Annotated in this window: 21 protein-coding genes; 8 read left to right on the top strand and 13 right to left on the bottom strand. The window is 58.1% G+C overall.

Annotated features, from left to right (window positions below; all coding sequences use genetic code 11):
• Nucleotides 1–35: 35 nt before the first annotated feature.
• The 5 genes from HYZ49_04140 to HYZ49_04120 form a co-directional block, all read right to left on the bottom strand.
• Complete coding sequence (locus tag HYZ49_04140) at nt 36–677, bottom strand: 3-hydroxybutyryl-CoA dehydrogenase (protein MBI3241466.1); 642 nt, start codon at nt 675–677, stop codon at nt 36–38.
• Nucleotides 674–2,647 (bottom strand): glycosyltransferase family 39 protein, encoded by a 1,974-nt coding sequence (locus HYZ49_04135; GenBank protein ID MBI3241465.1) that lies wholly within the window; start codon nt 2,645–2,647, stop codon nt 674–676. Before HYZ49_04135 ends, HYZ49_04140 begins: the two co-directional genes overlap by 4 nt.
• A gap of 111 nt (nt 2,648–2,758) precedes the next feature.
• On the bottom strand, nt 2,759–3,571 hold the full coding sequence (locus HYZ49_04130; GenBank protein MBI3241464.1) for a 3-hydroxybutyryl-CoA dehydrogenase: 813 nt from the start codon (nt 3,569–3,571) through the stop codon (nt 2,759–2,761).
• A 120-nt stretch (nt 3,572–3,691) separates the two neighbouring features.
• Nucleotides 3,692–4,480 (bottom strand): enoyl-CoA hydratase/isomerase family protein, encoded by a 789-nt coding sequence (locus HYZ49_04125; protein ID MBI3241463.1) that lies wholly within the window; start codon nt 4,478–4,480, stop codon nt 3,692–3,694.
• A 20-nt stretch (nt 4,481–4,500) separates the two neighbouring features.
• Entirely contained in the window at nt 4,501–5,289 is a 789-nt protein-coding gene (locus HYZ49_04120) for an inositol monophosphatase (GenBank protein MBI3241462.1), read from the bottom strand.
• 107 nt (nt 5,290–5,396) lie between these two features.
• Here HYZ49_04120 and HYZ49_04115 point away from each other — a divergent pair, with 107 nt between their 5' ends.
• The 6 genes from HYZ49_04115 to HYZ49_04090 all read left to right on the top strand — a co-directional run bounded on the left by HYZ49_04115 (nt 5,397) and on the right by HYZ49_04090 (nt 9,793).
• Complete coding sequence (locus HYZ49_04115) at nt 5,397–5,600, top strand: SelT/SelW/SelH family protein (protein ID MBI3241461.1); 204 nt, start codon at nt 5,397–5,399, stop codon at nt 5,598–5,600.
• A gap of 7 nt (nt 5,601–5,607) precedes the next feature.
• A complete protein-coding gene (gene trpS / locus HYZ49_04110) occupies nt 5,608–6,597 on the top strand; it encodes a tryptophan--tRNA ligase (protein ID MBI3241460.1) in 990 nt (329 codons plus the stop codon).
• Nucleotides 6,598–6,618: 21 nt separating this feature from the next.
• The gene (locus HYZ49_04105; GenBank protein MBI3241459.1) at nt 6,619–7,779 is read left to right on the top strand and encodes an AAA family ATPase; all 1,161 of its coding nucleotides are present in this window, start codon (nt 6,619–6,621) and stop codon (nt 7,777–7,779) included.
• Nucleotides 7,776–8,417 carry a DUF4276 family protein gene (locus tag HYZ49_04100; protein ID MBI3241458.1) on the top strand — a complete coding sequence of 214 codons (642 nt, stop codon included), beginning with the start codon at nt 7,776–7,778 and terminating at the stop codon, nt 8,415–8,417. Before HYZ49_04105 ends, HYZ49_04100 begins: the two co-directional genes overlap by 4 nt.
• Nucleotides 8,418–8,424: 7 nt before the next feature.
• Nucleotides 8,425–9,270, top strand: a complete 846-nt coding sequence (locus HYZ49_04095; protein MBI3241457.1) for a hypothetical protein — start codon at nt 8,425–8,427, stop codon at nt 9,268–9,270.
• 85 nt (nt 9,271–9,355) lie between these two features.
• On the top strand, nt 9,356–9,793 hold the full coding sequence (locus tag HYZ49_04090; GenBank protein ID MBI3241456.1) for a D-tyrosyl-tRNA(Tyr) deacylase: 438 nt from the start codon (nt 9,356–9,358) through the stop codon (nt 9,791–9,793).
• A 45-nt stretch (nt 9,794–9,838) separates the two neighbouring features.
• On the opposite strand, the gene HYZ49_04085 is transcribed toward HYZ49_04090, so the two are convergent.
• The 3 genes from HYZ49_04085 to HYZ49_04075 form a co-directional block, all read right to left on the bottom strand.
• Nucleotides 9,839–10,636, bottom strand: a complete 798-nt coding sequence (locus tag HYZ49_04085; GenBank protein ID MBI3241455.1) for a nitronate monooxygenase — start codon at nt 10,634–10,636, stop codon at nt 9,839–9,841.
• Nucleotides 10,637–10,771: 135 nt separating this feature from the next.
• Nucleotides 10,772–11,542, bottom strand: a complete 771-nt coding sequence (locus tag HYZ49_04080) for a PIG-L family deacetylase (GenBank protein MBI3241454.1) — start codon at nt 11,540–11,542, stop codon at nt 10,772–10,774.
• Between the two features lie 81 nt (nt 11,543–11,623).
• Nucleotides 11,624–12,379: a hypothetical protein gene (locus HYZ49_04075; GenBank protein ID MBI3241453.1), complete on the bottom strand. Its 756-nt coding sequence runs from the start codon at nt 12,377–12,379 to the stop codon at nt 11,624–11,626.
• A 39-nt stretch (nt 12,380–12,418) separates the two neighbouring features.
• Here HYZ49_04075 and HYZ49_04070 point away from each other — a divergent pair, with 39 nt between their 5' ends.
• On the top strand, nt 12,419–13,510 hold the full coding sequence (locus HYZ49_04070) for a hypothetical protein (protein MBI3241452.1): 1,092 nt from the start codon (nt 12,419–12,421) through the stop codon (nt 13,508–13,510).
• 107 nt (nt 13,511–13,617) lie between these two features.
• Nucleotides 13,618–15,024, top strand: coding sequence for a Si-specific NAD(P)(+) transhydrogenase (sthA, locus tag HYZ49_04065; GenBank protein ID MBI3241451.1), 1,407 nt, complete (start codon nt 13,618–13,620; stop codon nt 15,022–15,024).
• 21 nt (nt 15,025–15,045) lie between these two features.
• Here sthA and HYZ49_04060 read toward each other — a convergent pair whose 3' ends face one another.
• The 5 genes from HYZ49_04060 to HYZ49_04040 form a co-directional block, all read right to left on the bottom strand.
• Nucleotides 15,046–15,627 (bottom strand): UbiX family flavin prenyltransferase, encoded by a 582-nt coding sequence (locus tag HYZ49_04060; GenBank protein ID MBI3241450.1) that lies wholly within the window; start codon nt 15,625–15,627, stop codon nt 15,046–15,048.
• Nucleotides 15,628–15,692: 65 nt separating this feature from the next.
• On the bottom strand, nt 15,693–16,412 hold the full coding sequence (locus HYZ49_04055; protein ID MBI3241449.1) for a ubiquinone/menaquinone biosynthesis methyltransferase: 720 nt from the start codon (nt 16,410–16,412) through the stop codon (nt 15,693–15,695).
• A 5-nt stretch (nt 16,413–16,417) separates the two neighbouring features.
• Complete coding sequence (locus tag HYZ49_04050; GenBank protein ID MBI3241448.1) at nt 16,418–16,693, bottom strand: hypothetical protein; 276 nt, start codon at nt 16,691–16,693, stop codon at nt 16,418–16,420.
• Nucleotides 16,694–16,699: 6 nt separating this feature from the next.
• On the bottom strand, nt 16,700–17,326 hold the full coding sequence (locus HYZ49_04045) for a class II aldolase/adducin family protein (GenBank protein ID MBI3241447.1): 627 nt from the start codon (nt 17,324–17,326) through the stop codon (nt 16,700–16,702).
• 13 nt (nt 17,327–17,339) lie between these two features.
• Nucleotides 17,340–18,299, bottom strand: a complete 960-nt coding sequence (locus HYZ49_04040) for a WD40 repeat domain-containing protein (protein MBI3241446.1) — start codon at nt 18,297–18,299, stop codon at nt 17,340–17,342.
• Between the last annotated feature and the right edge of the window lie 311 nt (nt 18,300–18,610).

The raw sequence follows: 18,610 nt of genomic DNA, 5'->3' as shown, positions 1-18,610 counted from the left end.
GCATTCTCCTTCGTGGAGCAAGTTGCCAGCTTGCTCTACGAAAACTTCTGACCCGCTAACGCTTTGCGAATCAGCAACGGTGAAGGCCGGTAGCGATCTTCGCCGTAGTCGGCTTGCAGGGCGCGCAGGACGGCCAGCACCACCTCGAGGCCGAGCGCGTCACCCCACTCCAGCAAGCCACGCGGATAGTTCACGCCAAGCTTCATAGCCGTATCAATGTTCGCCGACGAGGCCACGCCCTCGGCCAGGGCCGAGGCGGCTTCGTTGATCAGGCAACACAACACACGCAAGCGCACCAGGCCGGGGCCGTCGGCCACGCGCACCACTTCAAGGTTCAACGAGCGAAGAAAGGCTTCGGCGCGTTCGAGCGCATCGGGCGGCGTTTGCAGGGCCGGGGCCAGCTCGATCATATTCCCGAAGATAGGCGAGATGCCGACGACTCGATCCGGGTGCGGCGACCACGAGGCGGCTTCGGTGGCCGAGCAGGGAACGGCGGCGGTGAGGATCACATCGGCGGTTGCCCCTTTGAGCCAGGCTTGCTTGGCGGCCTTATCGGCCAGGTGAAGGTCGAGGGCGATGTCCACGCGAGCAGAAGCGTCAGTCGTGTGTCCGGCCTGTTGATAGAGTCGGCTGAAGGTCTCACACTCGGCGGCGTTCCCTTGAATCAAAACATTCATTTGAAGTCCACGCGATAGAGCGGCACGATTTCGTTGGTGGCCGCGCCACTCCGATAGTAATACGGAAGGTAGAGTTCGGCAATAGGACTCAGCCGACAGCAGGACACGAGCGCATTTGCTGGATCGATCATCTCTTCGCTGTCCATGAGCAGATACACGGGGCGACCGTCGGCGTGCAGGGCGGCGACAAAGCTTCGCCACTCCGAGTCTGTCCAGGTGCGGCCAGGTTGCAAAAGATGGCCGGGCCGGACGGTTTGGCGGCCAGCATAAAGGGAGACGGCGCCGGTGTTGAGCGAGCCGGCGATGACGGCGTTGGGCGGGGTGAGGTCGGCAAGTGAGTTGAGGTGAGCGCGTTGCTCGCCGCTGAGGAAGCCATAAGTGTAGAAGCCGTTGAGAAGAGGTAGTTGGGCGTTCCAGCGGAAGGCGAGGAGAATGAACAATGAACAATGAACAATGAAGAATGAGGTCTGGCGAGAAGCGTCAAATTTGAAACGTGAAACGTAAGCGGCGAGGCGATGCAAGCCGAGGGCGGCGAGGGCACAGAGGGTTGGGAAGAGGAAAAGCAGGTCGCGAAGTTTGAGGTAATGGTAAGGCAGATGAAAGAGGACGATGGGGCCGAGTGCCAGGGCGAGGCCCAGAGCAAGGCGGCGATTTTTGGCGAGGTAGATTGCGCCGACGAGGATGAATGGCACAGCGAGATTGAAATCGGCGGTGAGTTCGGCGAGGAGGCGGAGGGTGACGGGGAGAACGTCGGCGGCGGAGAATTGGGCGAGTTCGCCTGAGGCGAAGGCGAAGGGCGAGCCGAAGGCGAGTGCCCGGTAGTAGAAGTCAGGCAAAGCAATGATAAGGAACGAGACAATGAACAATGAACAATGAATAATGGTTTTGCGTATTCGATGTGGCGTATTCCGTTGGTCAGTTGCAAGAAGAAAAAGGAGACCGGGGGCGAGGAGGAGCTGGGTGTAGCGGGTGACGAAGGCGAGGCCGGAGAAAATCCCAAGACCCAAAGCCCAAAATCCCAATTTCAAATCTCCACGCGAAGCGTCCAATCTCCAATCTCTGAGGGCGATGATGATCGCAAGCGTCGTAAACAGTTGCACCGCAAGGTCGGCGAGAGGGATGGAGAGGCGAACGGTTTGCTCTTGTGAGGTGAGGAGGAGGAGCGAGGCGAGGAGGGCGTAGAACGTTGGCAGGTTGAAGATGCGACGGGCGAGAAGGAAGGTGGCAAACAGGCAGAGGCAGGCGAGCGCCGGGTTGAGGAGGTAGAGGCCGAGCTCGCCGAACAGTTTGAAGGCGAGGGCGAGCAGGGCGGAGAAACCGGGCGGCCAGACGGTGGCGGCTTCACCGTTGTTTGGGATGGTGTAGCCGACGAAGAGGGTTGGGTAGATAGGGATGTTGAGGCGTCCGGCAAGGTCGGCTAACGGAAAGGAGTGAGTCGGCGCGCCGCGTGTCGCCAGGTCAACGGCCATTTGAACGTAAGCAAACGGATCAGCGCCGGTGATGCCAGCCGGAATGAGGCGCGGAAAGAGGGCGATGATCCAGAGAACAGCAAGTGTTGTAAGAGCAAAGGTAGAGAGGCGGGCATGGTGGCTGGCTGGAAAGGTTTGCGCGGCTTGCAGAGCGATGAGGTCGACGAGCGAAAAGATGGCCGCCCACTCGAACGAGAGCCACGAAGCGAACGGCTTAGGAACCGTGAGGGAAGTTGAACACGCCGGGCAGAGAACGCGGGCGAGGAGGGCGAGGAGGAGGCGGAGGGCGGTGACGGTGTAGAGGAAGAGAAGAGGAGAGAGGGAGACAAGGAGACGGGGCGACAGGGTGACAAGATGAAGAGACGAAGAAGAGAAACGTGAAACGTAAAACGTAAAAGGGAGAATGACGGCGATGAGGGCGGCAGTGACGGCGAGAAAGGGCCAGTGGGCGAGGCGGGCGGTGAGGGCAAGAGCAAAGAGATGAAAAAGGGCGACGGCCAATGTTTGCCATCGCCCAGTTAAAAACGTTTTCACCACAGACGTGAAGCGCACGGGGTTCACAGAGACTTCTTAAATTCCTTTGCGTTCTTCGCGCCTTGGCGGTGAAGCCTTCTACGGATATTCGTAGAATCCGCGTTTCGTCTTCCGCCCCAGCAGTCCGGCGTCCACCATTTTTTGCTGGATGGGATGCGGGCGATATTTGGGGTCGTGGAAGAAGGCGTTGTAGACCGACTGGGTGACGGCGAAGTTCACGTCGAGGCCGATGAGGTCAATGAGTTCAAACGGCCCCATGCGAAAGCCGAGCGACTTCATGAGCTTGTCAATCGTCGGCGCATCAGCCGCGTGCTCGCCGAGCAAGCGCAAGCTTTCGCCATAGAAAGGCCGGGCGACGCGGTTGACGATGAAGGCCGGCGTATCACTGCACACGACCGGTGTCTTGCCGAGGGCGCGGGCGAATTCCATGCCGGCGTTGAGAGTCTTATCTGATGTTTGGTCGCCGCGCACGACTTCGACCAGAGCCATGAGGAGCGGCGGGTTGAAGAAGTGCAGGCCGAGCACTTGCGATGGGCGTTTGGTGGCTCCAGCAATGGCGGTGATGGAAAGCGAGGAGGTGTTGGAGGCCAACAGGGCCGAGGGGGCAAGAATGAAATCGAGTTGGTGGAAGAGGTGCTGTTTGAGATCAAGCTTTTCAGGGACGGCTTCGATGATGAGATCGGCGGGGGCGAGATCGGAGAGGCGAGTGGCCGTCCTCAGGCGGGCAAGGGCTGAGTCGGCTTCACCGGCTGGAGTCTTGCCAAGTTCGACGCCTTTGCGGATCGAGGCCTGAATCTTTTCCAGCGCGGCGCTGACAATCTCGTCACTGATATCGTAAAGGATCGTCTCAAAGTCGCGCAGGGCGCAGACTTGCGCGATGCCAGCGCCCATCGTGCCACTGCCGAGAATCGCTATCGTTTGCAATTTCAGTTCACCGCGAAGGCGCGAAGCGCGCAAAGGCCAGGAACGTGGAAGGGGCTTTGCGATCTTTGCGTCTTGGCGGTTCCTCTCTTATTTCCCTTTGAACTGCGGCGGGCGTTTTTCCAGGAAGGCGGCGACGCCCTCTTTGTGATCGTCAGTGCGGCCGGCAATGTCTTGCAGGTGCGCTTCGTAGTCGAGCGCATCGTCGAGGGTGCCGCCAGCGGCGTGGAGCATGGCCCGTTTGGTGAGGCCGTAACTTTTGGTTGGGCCACCCGCCAGTCTGGCGGCCAAGGCCTGAGCTTCTTTCAACAGCGCGTCGGCGGGGAACACTTTGTTGACGAGGCCCAGTTGCAAGGCAGTGGCGGCGTCTACCAGCTCGTTGGTGTAAGCCAGTTCGAGAGCGCGGCCCATGCCGACCAGGCGCGGCAGGAAGTAGCTCGTGCCGGAGTCTGGCGCGAGGCCAATGCCGATGAAGGCCATGCGAAACTTGGCTGACACGGAGGCGTAGCGAATGTCGCAAGCGAGGGCGATGCCGAAGCCCGCGCCCACCACCGCCCCGTTGATGGCGGCCACTACCGGCTTCTCAAGCGACTGCAATTTCGCCACAATCGGATTGTAGGTCTTAAGCAAGTGTTCGCGGAACGAGAGACCTCCAGGGCGTTCGCGCACTGCGCTCAAATCCTGCCCGGCGCAAAAGCCTTTGCCGGCGCCCGTGATAAGCAAGGCCCGCACGGTCGAGTCGCGTTCGGCGTTCTTGAGCGCCTCTTGAAACTCGGCGGCCATCAGGTCGTTGAAGGCGTTGAGGGCTTCGGGGCGGTTGAAGGTGATTTCAGCGACGCCGTCGGCGAGGGAGTAAAGGAGGGTTGTATAGTCGGTCATGGCAGAAATAGTAACACAACTTACGGTCGCGGCGCATTCTCGCCTTCGCGCAATACTCTCAACATCGCGTCGTGAATCAGGCCGTTCGTGGCCAGGAGCGCGGCATCAGGCACAAATGTTGGCTGATTGTTATGATCAGTCACCCGTCCACCGGCTTCGCGCACCATCAGCGCCCCGGCGGCAATGTCCCACGGCTTCATGCGAAATTCCCAATAGCCATCCAAACGGCCTGCGGCTACATAAGCCAAATCCAATGCGGCCGAACCCAGGCGGCGCACAGCCCGCGCTCGCACGGCAAAGTGATTGAACTGGGCAAGATTGTCGTAGGGATTAGTGCGGATGTCGTAAGGGAAGCCGGTGACGAGCAGAGCCGCGTCGAGCGTCGGGGTGGCCGACACCTGCAACTTGTGGCTGTTGAGAAATGCCCCGCCGCCCTTCTCGGCGGTGAAACATTCGTCACGCGACGGATCGTAAACCACGCCGACGACTGGCTCACCGCAATGCAACAGCGCCATGCTGACGCTGAAAATTGGCAGTCCGTGCGCAAAATTGGTGGTGCCGTCGAGAGGGTCAATCAGCCATTCGTAATCGGCGCCGGTGTTGGCCCGGCTTCCTTCTTCAGCGCGCAGGGCGTGGTCGGGGAAAGCTTCACCCAGGGCTGAGACGATGAAGGCTTCGGAGCGGCGGTCGTAGTCGGTGACGAGATCGATCTCGCCTTTGAAGTCAACGCGGCGGTCGCCATTATTTTCTTTGAGAATTTCTCCGGCCCGACGGGCAATGGAAGTGGCGGTGGAAAGAATATTAGACATAGAGTCAGTATATCGCGTCTCATGGCTGGCGTGTTATACTTTTGCCCATGCACACCATTGAGATTGTTTACTGCGCGGTTTGACACTACACGGCCCGCGCCGCCAGTTTGGCGGGCGAACTGCTGACCAAATTCGAGCCGCAACTTTCAGAGGTGCGCATCGTCCCGTCAGAAGGAGGGCGGTTCGAGGTCAGTCTGAATGGCGAACTGATCTATTCCAAGCTTGCTACGCATCGCCACGTTGAACCGGGGGAGATTGCGGCGCTGGTAGCGGAAAAACTGACAACGGATAAAACGGAAGGAAACGGATGATTCAACGATGAAAAAAGGACGAGTGTTTTCGGGGGCGCGGCCCACCGGCCGCCAGCACTTAGGCAATTATTTGGGCGCGATCAAAAACTACGTAGCTCTACAGGATGACTACGAGTGCGTGTACTGCATTGTAGATTTGCACGCGCTGACCACGATGGACGAGTTTGAGGACTTGCGGCAGAACACCGCCGAGATGGCCCTGGACTGGCTGGCCGCCGGTATCCGCCCGAACGAGACGATCATGTTTGTGCAGAGCCACGTGCCGCAGGTGACCGAACTGCACACCATCCTGTCCATGTTCACCCCGCTCGGCAAGCTCACCGATCTGCCGACGTTCAAAGAGAAAGTGGCGCTTCATCCTCACAACATCAACTACGGCCTCGTCGGCTATCCGGTGCTGATGACGGCGGACATCACCCTGTACAAGGCCGACACGGTTCCGGTCGGCATTGATCAGGCGTCACACATCGAGTTTGCCCGCGAGGTCGTGCGCACCTTCAACTTCCGCACCGGGAAGCAAGTGCTGATCGAGCCGCAGATGAAGAACACCGAGTATCCCAAAGTACTGGGCACCGACGGCCAGCAAAAGATGGGCAAGAGCCTGAACAACCACATCGAGTTGGCGGCCACGCCCGAAGAGACTCAGGCCAAAGTGATGACGATGGTGACTGACCCGCAACGCCAGCGCCGCACCGACCCCGGCCGCCCGGAGGTCTGCAACGTCTTCACTCTCCACAAGACCTTTTCGCCCGCGCCGCGCGAATTACCGATGATTGACCGCGAGTGCCGCGTGGCCGGCATTGGCTGTGTGGACTGCAAGAAGATTCTGGCCAAGAATATCAACGCCCACCTCGAGCCGTTTCGCGAGAAACGGGCCGAGCTTGCCAGGAACCCGGATCATGTGTGGGACGTTCTGCACGACGGAGCCAGGCGAGCGCAAGGTCTGGCCGAGCAAACGTTGGCTGAGGTGAAAGAAGCGGTGGGATTACCGCTGTAAAATCCCAAGCAGAGGCAAACGATGTTGACGCGAATTGAAATTGAAAACTATCGTAGTTTGCGCCATGTTGAGTTGGACATGCCTGGCTTGACGGTGCTGATCGGGCCGAATGGTAGTGGTAAGTCTAATTTTTTAGATGTTTTCAATTTGATGGCACAGGCGGCGGCTGGACAATTCGAGAATAACCTCCCTATAGATGACATTCTAACCTTCAGAGGCGGAAAAAGTGCTCTTTTTTCTTTTAGCTTTGAATTTTCTTTCGCTTCCGAAAGAGGAATTAGCTATGAGACTACACCCGTTCAATATAAATTGGTATTGCACCGGGTGGGCTCTGTAAAATCCGAGCAGGTTTCCCAAGCCTCCATTCCATCGAAGACCGTGCCTCTTGACTTGATGCGCTCTGATGGACATAAAGCTATGTTCCGTAATATGTCTAGCAAGAAGGAAGAGCAAAAGGAGCTTCAAAGCACCTATGAACTGGCTATCTATCAGGTTAAAGACTATACAGCCTATCCCATTCCTTATAAATTATTGAATCATTTTGAGAACTGGACGTTTTATCAGCCCTTCAGGGTAGACGCCGACGCGCCCGTTCGAGGCTCTCAGACTGCCCGTTCCAGCATCCGCTTATTACCCGATGGCAGCAATTTAACACCCGTGCTTCACACGATCCAAAGCGACTACCCTGTGATATGGGATGAAATTTGCGAGACTTTGAAAAACGTTTACGAGGGTTTTCACCATATTTCATTCCCCGCCGAAGGTGGCGACGGCAAAATTGTCCTGCGCTGGTGGGAACGCCCGTTTGAAAAAGACTATGGCTTCTCAGCCAATCTTCTCTCAGATGGAACTTTGCGCTTGTTGTGTTTGCTTGCCATTCTAAAAACACCCAACCCGCCGCCCCTGATTTGTATTGAAGAGCCTGAAATTGGCCTGCACCCAGATTGGATTGAACTAGTGGCCGAGTTGCTAGAGTCAGCGGCGACTCGCACTCAGGTGATTGTCGCAACTCATTCTCCCCAACTTGTTTCTTACGTCAAACCTGAACATGTTGTCGTTGTCGAAAAAGAGGATGGGGGAACGACACTTTCACGCCTGACTGAAACAGAATTAGCAGGTTGGCTTGACAAGTTCACGTTGGGCGACTTGTGGTTAGCCGGGCATATTGGGGGACGCCCGTGAAACGGCGAGAACTCAAGGGGGGACGACATATTGTCATCCTGTGTGAGGGTCGCACAGAAGAAATCGCAGTCAAGCATTTCATCTCGAGGCAGTGGGAGGCAGATGGCTTGAAAGCAGTAGGCCTGCTTCCAATTAATCTGAAAGGCAAGCTGAAAGATGTATTCGAATACGTTCCTCTGTATCGCCGAAAGCCCGAAGTCATTGCCGTTTTTACTTTGATTGACCTCTATGGAATAAGTCACGTTCAGCACAATCTTGACGATGAGCTATCTGAGAAAGTCACCAGAGTCAAGAACTGGCTCCAAGATGATTTCGAGCCAACTTTCTTTCGACCTCATCTCTCGGTGCATGAGATCGAAGCCTGGTTGCTGGCTGAAGGCGATTGTTTAGCAAAACGATTGAATGACACGAATATAAAACCTGATCGGAATGCCGAAACAAAGAACTTCGATAACCCGCCGCATAGACGCATAGAAGTTTTGTTCAAGAGCCGCCATCGCGACGACTATCACAAAATTAATGATGGTACGCCACTTTTTCAGTGCCTTCAGTTCCAACCAGTTCATGATACTTGCCAATACTTCCGCGAGTTCTATGACGAACTTAAGTCTGTCGGACTGGCGGCGTTGAACTCGTAGGTGACTTATGGACATTTCCCTGGCATCCGAACGCGCTTTTCGACTCATTCCGCAGACGACGCTGGAGGTAGCCCGGGTGCGGGTGGACGACAAGCGCACCAATCTGGTGGCCGGAATGGTGGGCGCTCTGCTCTCACGACCCAAGCCGGAAGAGATTCAACTGCTCTCCACCGAGAATCGGCTCGAACCGTTCTGGCAAGTGACAATTGCCACGCGCACGGTTTATGACCGGGGCCGCAGTTACACCCTGAACGTCGGCGGGCCGGAAGTGAAGAGCCTGACGGTGCTGGGGCAAAAAGTGGCGGTTGACCCGAAGACCAAAGGCGGGCCGGGCGTGGCCCTCGACGTCGTTGAGCATTGCATTGACGAAGGCCGCCTCACGCGCACCTTCGATGGCATGTCGGGCAACCAGGCTGATTTCGGCAAGTATCTGACATTCACGGCTGAGGAGATTCCCGACCTGGCCGGGTTTGCGCCCGAGGGCGTGCTGGTGATTCCGCCCCAAGCCCGGGCTACTGCGGTGGTGCGGCAGGTGATGAGCGAAGCCGTCAAGCCGGTGCAGGCGCAGATGATCCACGAAGAGCGGGTGGACGTGGAAGCGATTGATTTGTACTTCCGGCCTGTGTACGCTTTTGAGTATGAGTGGGCGGCCAAAAGCAAAAAGGTGATCGTCGAGTACGACGGGATAACGGGCGAGACGCGCACTGGCGGCAAGAAACTTCAAGACCAGATCAAGAGTCTCATGACTCGCGACCTGCTCTTCGATGTCACCGCCGACGCGGTGGGGATGATTGTGCCTGGTGGAAGCATTGCCGTGAAGCTGGTGAAGGCGGTGGTGGATCGAGGGAAGTGAAAACGACAAATCTCAAACGTCAAACGACAAACGTCATTCCTTGCTCCGCTTGGAATGATTTTTTTGTAGGCTCAGGAGTTAATCTTTGCGAGTAGTAATTCAGCGAGTTGCTAAAGGCTCAGTCACAGTTGAGGGCAAGCGTGTGGCCGAGATCGGCAAAGGGTTGGTGGTGCTGGTCGGCGTGGGCAAAGGCGACACGCAAGAGCAGGCCGATTGGCTGGCCGAGAAGATCGCCAACCTGCGAATCTTTGAGGATGAAGCCGGGAAGATGAACCGCTCAGTGCTGGAAGTGGGCGGGAGCGCCATCGTCGTCTCGCAGTTCACGCTCCACGCCGACGCGCAGAGAGGGCGGCGACCCTCATTCATTGACGCCGCCCCACCCTCCGAGGCCGAGCCGCTCGTCGAATACTTTGCCAAGCGACTACAGTTTTACGGCGTGCCTGTGCAAACCGGAGTCTTTCGAGCGATGATGCTGGTGGAGATTTTGAACGACGGGCCGGTGACTATTTTGCTTGAGAAGTAGTTGACAACGGATCTAACGGATAAAGAAGAATCCGTTCGATCCGTTTCATCCGTTGTCAAAAAAGCCGGGCTGAACCCAAACAACGCTATCCACCATCACGGCGGTTGCCCCTGCTGCCAGCATCGCTTCAACATCATCCTTCGTATGCACGCCGCCTGCGCTGATGATCGGCAGGGCGGTTTGTGTTTTTAGTTCGCGGACAAGGCTCAACGTTTGCGGCAAGAGCGCCGGGCCGTAAAGCCGCCCGCTCACCCATTCGTCTTTGTGTCGCATTGTGCCACGCGGCGGGGCAGTCGCCGTCACCGCCTGCGCCCCAACCCTCTCGGCCATTCGCGCAAAAGCCGGTGCCCGCGCCTGCGGCAGGCTGACGATGACGGGTTGACGGGCGCGCTGGACGGCGGCTCGCAACATCGCTTCGGCCTCGGCCAGCGGCTCGTCGTCGCGAAAGCCGATCTCGATTCCGGCAACCGACTCCACCCGCTCCAACTTCTCTGCGCACATTGCCACTTCATCCACAGTGGTAGCCGCCACGTGAACGATGACCGGGCAACCCAATCTTTCCCACTTGTGCTCGTAGTCGCGGATAGCCGCCGACAGGCCGGGGTTAGGCAGGCCGGTGTGAATCAATGTTCCACCCGGAAATGGAATGACGTGTTGCTGGTTAGCAGGTGAGCGCGGGCGGAGCGTGAGCGGGTTGGTGACGAATGCCCCGAAGCGCGAGAAACGGGTTTCACCCGCGAGCGAGGCATACTCGTCGGCGAAGCCAAACGCGCCGCCGCCGGCGATGAGGGGCGAGGCTAACGGCAGGCCGATTTTGTGAGAAGGAGCAAGCTCGATAGACAAATCCCAACTCCAATCGCTAACAGCCTGTTTGGAAAATGCTCAAAGCCCGCGTCTTCGCAGGCCCCTTCGGGCCAACCGCGTCCCACCGGGATGCTTCGCGAAGGACGCGGTTGGAGAGCAATCATCAAACAGGCTCTAACGGATCAACAATTTCGACAATTCGTCACCAGGCTGACCGAAGACGCGATGGAGGCTTTCGACCGAGAGCAAAGCTTCGCGCACGGTGACGGGGCGGCCCATTTGCTCCGAACGGCGGCGGACGAAGAGAGCGTTCTGCGTTTTGTGGCACAGGGCGGCGGCATCTTTTTTGTCGAGCATAGCCGACACGTCGAGGATCAGATCAGCGGAGTCTTCGGCGTTGGCGAGGCGCGGGTAAGGATGATCAGGGAAAGCGGCGGCGAAGGTGTAGAAACTGGGTGGTTGGGTGGTAAGGTGGTTGGGAAATGCCGGTTGCGCTTCTACTTCCTGGCGCAAAGAAGCGACCGCCGCCAGCGTCATCTGATTCATCAACATGTGGGCCGGGTGGCCGTATTCGCCGTTGGAGCCGTGGGTGATGACGACATCAATCTTGAATTGCTGGATGGCGGCCACAATTTGCCCGGCCAGCATCGTTGGGTCGTGTTCGGGCGCAAAGAGTTTGTCCTCGGGGCCGACGACGGGGTCAACGTAGCCCAGAAACGTCAGGCTCTTGCCACCCAGCTTGCCGACGGCGCACACCATCTCCTGCTCGCGCATGTCGCCCAAATGCTCGCGGCCGGTCAGCGGCGGCTCGCCAAGTTCGCCGCCCTCGCCGCGGGTGAGGCAGGCTACGTGAACCGCCGCGCCTCTCGCGGCCAGCAGGGCCAGCGTGCCGCCGCACAAGATCGTTTCGTCGTCGGGATGAGCTACAAGGCAGAGAACGTTCATGGTCGTGGTAGGGGCGAAGCATCGGAGCAAAGATTCTGGTGAACTTTGAGCCGTTGTCCCGAATGCTTCGCCCTTACAAGATCAGGTGTCGAGTTCGGCCAGGCTGAAGAAGGGGCCGTCGAGGCAAGCCCATTGCCAGCCGCGCCTTGTCTTCACGGCACACGCGCAACACGCGCCGAGGCCGCAGGGCAGTGAACGCTCGGCCAGCGCGTAAGCATAATCGGGCGGGACGAAGGCGCGGGCGTGCGCAAGTTGTTGGCGCAAAGGTTGATGCAAGACCGGGTCGGTGTGAATGAGAACCCGGTCGGCCAGCATGGCAAATTCGGCGGCAAGCTGGGGCAAGTCGCCCACGCGGATTTCGATTTCAGGGTCGAGGGCGTCGAGCGGATAAGGCCGGGCGAGAAGCAAGGTGGCGGTTCCACCGTCGGCGATGGCTTGAGAAGCGAACGGGAGCAGGATGGCTGGATCAGAGTCGGCGATCAGGGCCAGGCGGGATCGGGATGGGAGGCCGCCGATGTGAACCCCCACCGGGCCGATCAAGTCCAACGTTGCGCCGGGCGCAAGAAAACGAAGGGCCGGGTGAGAGGCGGCCACATCTACCGCGAACCCGGTTTGAAAAAGGGCCGACGGGAAGAGGGGCAGACGAAGGTACGGGTCGGCAGTGGCGGCCAAACGGGCGAGGACGAGTTGGCCGGGGGCCGGAATCAGGTCCGTTTCAAAGCGAATCCGTACCTGGTCGCCAATCAGTTCCAGTTGTTTACAACGAGCTTCAGCCTGTCGCACGCGGCGATGATAACACAAATGCAATTCATATTTTGCGGGTGATATAATCTTCACCAACGTCGCAAGCTTGCGACCTACATAAGGAGACTTCAAATGAATATTTCAAGCATTGTTCAAGTGCTGGCCGGCCTATCCTGGATGATTGTGCTCGCGGCAATTGTGTTGGCCGGGTTGACGGTGGCCCGCGGCGGCAAAATTGGCGGGATGGTGCCGCTAGTCATTGGCGCGGTGGTGTTGGCCGTGGTGTTGAATGTTGTTGGCGCCGGACTAGTGGTGATTGAGCCGCAGGAACACGGGGTGGTGATTGCGCCGCTGACGGCAGGCGGTGTGCGGCCTGACTCGCTCAAACCAGGGTTGCATTGGATCATACCGTTTGCCGAGCGGGTGGAGAAATATCCCATCTCACGGCAATCGTACACCATGTCGTCCTCGCCGTCCGAGGGGCAAGTCTCAGGCGACGACTCGGTCAAGGCGCGAACCAAGGACGGGCAGGAAATTTTTATTGACGCTTCGGTGATCTATGCGATTGACCCGCTGAAGGTGGTTGCGCTTCATATCACCTGGCAGAGCCGGTACGAGGATGCCATCGTGCGCCCCCTGGCGCGAGGCATCATCCGCGATCTGGCCTCGCAGTATGGCGTCGAGGAGATCGTCAGCACCAAGCGGGTGGAGATGGAGCAGTTGATCACCGACGAGTTGACCAAGAAGTTTGCCGAGAACAATTTGACCCTGGTGGATTTCCTGGTGCGCAATGTGGCGTTCTCCGAGCAATATTCGCTGGCTGTAGAACAGAAGCAGATTGCCGAACAACAAGCCCAGCAGGCGCAGTTGGTGGTGGAGCAGAAGAGGCAGGAGGCCGAGCAGGCCCGGCAGGTGGCTCAGGGCCAGGCCGACGCCGCCGTAATTGAGGCTAAGGGCGATGCCGAAGCGTTCGTGATCCAGGCCGAGGCCGAAGCAAAAGCCCGGCTCATTCAGGCCGAGGCCGAAGCCAAGTCGCTGGCGCTGATCGCCGCTCAACTGAAAGACAACCCTGATCTGATCCAGTACACCTACGTGCAAAAGCTGGGCGGCAACGTGCAGGTGATGCTGGTTCCGTCGAACAGCCCGTATCTGTTCAACCTGCCGGACACGGCTCAACTGCCGGCTTCTACTTCAACGGTTGAACCGGGGGCGACGACGCCCTGACGAGATAGCCATGACAAAAAAGCGCGGCTGAGATCAAAAACGTCAAACGTGAAACGACATACACGTTTGACGTTTTTCGTTTATCAATAACTGCGAGGGAGATTGCCATGCCCGACTACGAATACGACATGCTCGTCATCGGCTCCGGCCCGGCGGGGCAACGGGCGGCCATCCAGGCCGCCAAGCTCAACAAACGGGTGGCAATTGCCGAACGCAAGGCAGTAGTTGGCGGGGTGTGCATCAACACCGGCACCATCCCCAGCAAAACGTTGCGCGAAGCCGTGTTGCATCTCTCCGGCTTCCGTGAGCGCGGGCTGTACGGCGCGTCGTACACGGTGAAGCAAAACATCACCATGAACGACCTGCTCTTTCGCACCGAGCACGTCATCCGCCACGAGCTGGACGTGACCCGCCACCAGCTCCAGCGCAACCGTGTGGAACTGCTCACCGCCGAGGCCGCTTTCGTTGATCCGCACACCGTCCGCCTCAATCACGTGGACGATCGCGTTCAGCGCGACGTGACTGCCGCCACCATCATCATTGCCACCGGAACCAGCGCCACCAAAGACGCCAACGTCTCGTTCGACAGCCAGCACATCCTGATCAGCGACGACATCCTCCGGCTCAACCACCTGCCGCGCACCCTCACCGTCGTCGGCGCGGGCGTCATCGGCTGTGAATACGCCTGCCTCTTCGCCGCCCTCGGTATGCGGGTGACGCTGATTGACAAGCGCGACCGCCTCCTGCCGTTCGTCGATCATGAGATCATTGACGCCCTGGCTTACCACCTGCGCCAGAACCGGGTCACGCTTCGCCTGGGCGAAGAGGTGAGCGGCCTGGAGGTAATCAACGACGACAACCACGGCCAGCGAGTCAAGATTCATCTCGCCAGCGGCAAACAGATCATCACCGAATCGGCGCTGCACAGCATTGGCCGCACGGGGGCAACCGAAACCCTGAACCTGGCCGCCGCCGGGTTGGCCGCCGATGGCCGGGGGCGGCTCAAAGTGAACGCTCACTACCAGACTGACATCCCGCACATTTACGCGGTGGGTGACGTGATCGGCTTCCCGAGCCTGGCTTCGACCTCGATGGAACAGGGCCGCCTCGCCGCCTGCCACGCCTTAAGCATCGAAGCCAAAAGCGTGCCGGAGTTGTTCCCCTACGGCATCTACACCATCCCCGAAATCTCAACCGTAGGCCGCAACGAAGAAGAATTGACGGCGCAGGGCATTCCCTACGAAATTGGCAAGGCGCAATATCGCGAGATTGCGCGCGGCCAGATCATCGGCGACAGCACCGGCCTGCTCAAGCTCATCTTCCATCTGGAGACGCGCGAACTGCTCGGCGTCCACATCATTGGCGAGGGCGCCAGCGAACTGATTCACATCGGCCAGGCCGTCATGGCCTTTGGCGGCAAGGTAGACTACTTCGTCAACACCGTTTTCAATTACCCGACCCTGGCCGAGTGTTACAAGACGGCGGCATTTGATGGGATAAACAGGCTGGGGTGATTGAACACCATCTACCGGGCCTCAGCCAGCGCCGCTCTCCCCCATCCCCTTCCACTTCGTATAAGCCTCGTTCTCGATGCCCAGCCGGGCCAGAGCGCGGCCCACTGTGCCATTCACTAAATCGTCAATCGTCTGCGGTTTGCCGTAGAAAGCGGGCACGGGCGGAAAGATGATGGCACCTGCTTCGGCGGCCTGGGCCATGAGACGGATGTGGCCGCGGTGAAGCGGGGTTTCGCGCACCATAAGCAAAAGCGGGCGGCCCTCTTTGAGGCACACGTCGGCGGCGCGAGACATGAGATCGTTGGAATATGAGTTGGCGACGGCGGAGAGGGTTTTGATCGAGCAGGGCGCGATCAACATGCCCAGCGTCGTAAATGAGCCGGAAGCAATGGCCGCGCCCACGTCACGATGATCGTGCCTGACCGAGGCCAGCGCTTCAACGTCGCTCACCTTCCAGTCGGTTTCCTGAGCAATGGTGGCTTTGGCCGCCGGACTGAGGACGAGGTGGGTTTCGACCTCACTGCCCTTGAGCAGTTCGAGGGCGCGGATGCCGTAGATGACGCCGGAGGCTCCGGTGAGGCCGACGATGAGTCGTTTTGGCATAGCGGTTTTGGGTCAACGGATTTAGCGGATTGAACGGAAAACCAAAAATCATCCGCTAAATCCGTTCAATCCGTTGACCCTTTCGTCCCCCAATGGATCGCCATAGTGCCAAACATGAGCCGCTGGAAGCTTACGTCTTTGAACCCGGCTTCGGCCATGCGCTCGGCCAGTTTTTCGGCGGGCAGGAAATTCTCGGTGGAGTCGGGCAGGTAGGTGTAAGCGTCGGACGCGGACGCGCCGGCGATGAGGCGGCCCAGCACCGGGATGACGACGTGCAGGTGAAAGTTGATGAAGGGCCAGAGCAAATTTTTGGGCGGCGGCGTTGTGTCGAGGCAGACGACGCGCCCGCCCGGTTTCAAGACGCGATACTGTTCCGCCCAGGCGCGGCGCACGTCAATCACGTTTCGCATCAGGTAGCCGGAAGTGACGGCGTCAAACGTGTTATCGGGGAAAGGCAGGTTGAGGGCATCGGTTCCGGTGAAGCGGACGGTTTGACGGGAGGAGTCGGCTTTGCCGACGCGCATCATCTCCAGGGTGAAGTCGCCGCCGACGCTGGTGAGCGTCGGATCGTTTTGCAAGGCCTGGGCGGCGATGTCGCCGGTTCCGGTTCCCAGGTCGAGCAAACTTCCCCCGCGAGGGACGGCGGCCACGGACAACAAAATTTTGCGCCAGCGGATGTCCTGCCCGCCCGTCATCAGCCGGTTCATCAAGTCGTACTTTCCAGCGATGCGGGCGAACATGTTTTGCACGTAAGTTGCACGCTCGGCGCCAGTGAGGTGAGTCATGGTTGTTATTGAGTAATTACCAACAGGGCAATCCAAATGCTGAGAAACATGTTTGGAGTCAATAAGAGCCAGGCTGTAAGGCGATTGCCGCGATGCAGGACGTAGGCGGCGGCCAGGTGAAAAAGCAAGATGAGCCACGCGCCTCTGAAGTTTGGCGTGGCGTTTAGATACCAGGCGAAGGGCGAGTAAAGCACGGCGCTGACTAACATCCAGCGCCACGAGCGGCGGAAGATGGCGTAAGCTGAGGCAAGTGTTGAGGCGACGACCAGTAACCAGAACATAGTGAGTCAGGGTGAAATTCGATAGCGCCCGCCGGTAATTTCGTCCAATGCTTTGCAGTCTGCCGGACTGAGTGCGCGCGGCTCGCCAACGGCCAGCGCCATCAGCCGGATGCCCGCCGCTTCTTCGAGCAATTGTAACCGAAGGAGGGCAGACGCCGCGTCGGTGCCGGCGACGATGACGCCGTGATTTTGCAGAAGCGCGGCGCGCTGGCCGACGATGATCTGGCTCACGGCGTCAGCCAGTTCCTTTGTGGTCGGCGTAACGTAAGAGACGAGCGGCACACACGGGCCGAGGTGCAAGTAGAAGTCGGGGGTGAGGGCGGGCAGATCGCGGCCCAGCGCGCCGAGGGCGATGGCTTTGGGCGGGTGAGCATGCAGGACGACTCGCGCCCAGGGCAGGGCGGCGTAGACGGCGCGGTGCATCAATAATTCGGAGGAGGGTTTACGCAGCGAGGTCGTCTGGCCTTCGGTGGTGACGGCGACAAAGTCATCCGCCGTCAGCGCGCCAAGTTTCGCGCCGGAGGCAGTGATGTGAATCGTGTCGTCAATGCGGCACGACAGGTTGCCACCAGCGCCTTGCACGAGACCGCTTTGCACAATCTCGCAGCCAACAGTGATAAGTGAATTAAGCATGCTGGTATAGAAACTACCTACTTTCGTTGATAGACCACACAACCACAGTACCGTCAAAACTCTTTGAGGCGAGCAATTTCCCATCCGGACTAAATACAATCTGCCTTATCTCGCCGGAATGTGCCCTGAGCACGTCTCTTAGCTCGCCGTTCTTTGCGTCCCAGATATACACATCCGAGTCAAAAGACGTACTCGAAGCAATAAAGTGACCGTCGGGACTAAAGGCCACCGCCTCAATCTGCCCCGTGTTACCCGCAATCTTCTTCACAAGGCGCTTTGAAGCAATGTCCCATAGCCAAATATAAGAGTCCCAGCTTCCGGAGGCTAAGATACGCCCATCTGGACTGAAGGCAATACTGGTTATGCTATCAGATTGAGTTAGGGTCGTGATTAGTTTGCCGGATGCCACGTCCCACAGGTAGATAACTTTCTTTGTGAAATCTGCGCCAGCTAGAATGGAGCCGTCTGGACTGAATGCTATTGCAAATATGACTTCCCCTTCGAGTGTATGCAATGTCTGACCATTCAAGGTGTCTATTACTTGCACAGTTCCACTTTCGCCGAGACGGATTCCTGACCAGGCCAGCGATCTACCATCCGGACTGAATGAGATATTGTTGATTTCGTATCGTTCTGTCTTAACTTGCTGGATAACCTGCTGAGTGTCTAAATCCCAAATGTAGATTGTTCCATCAGTGCTCACAGATGCCAATTTGGAACTGCTAGAGCTATAAGCGACCCCACTAACAGGGGCGTCATGGGCCTTCAGGCTCAATGTTTGCTTGCCTGAGAATGTGCTCCATAAATCCACTGTATGGTCAGAGTTTCCGAATGCGATTGTGTCGTTTTGCAAAGAGAAGCCAATGTTGGACGATGGCCCTGTATACCACTCAAACTGACGGATGAGTTGACCACTACGGGTATCCCAAAACTGGACTGCCGTATTCGGCTCATCTATCACAGATGCAAGCATATGCCCATCCGGGTTGAACACTACTGATAACACGGCGTCTGAGTATTCGCTGATTGACTTGTCCAGTCTGCCGGTTGCGGCGTTCCAGAGCTTGAGTGTGCTTCGGACACAACGCCCTTGGCGAGATGAATACAATTCACAACTTCCTGAGGCTAAAGTAATACCATCCGAACTATACCTCACGCGGGCATAAACTGCGCTTTTTCAAATCGCTGAAAGCGCAGAGTCAGTAACGAATCTAAAGCGGCTTTATGCGTCGTCGGCATTTCTCGGAGACACGTTTCAATCGCTGTCTTGAAGGCGGCGAAGTC

The sequence above is a fragment of the Chloroflexota bacterium genome, from assembly GCA_016197225.1.
Taxonomy (GTDB): domain Bacteria; phylum Chloroflexota; class Anaerolineae; order Anaerolineales; family VGOW01; genus VGOW01.
Note: the sequence above shows the minus strand (reverse complement) of the source record. Positions and strands in the feature narration are given on the sequence as shown.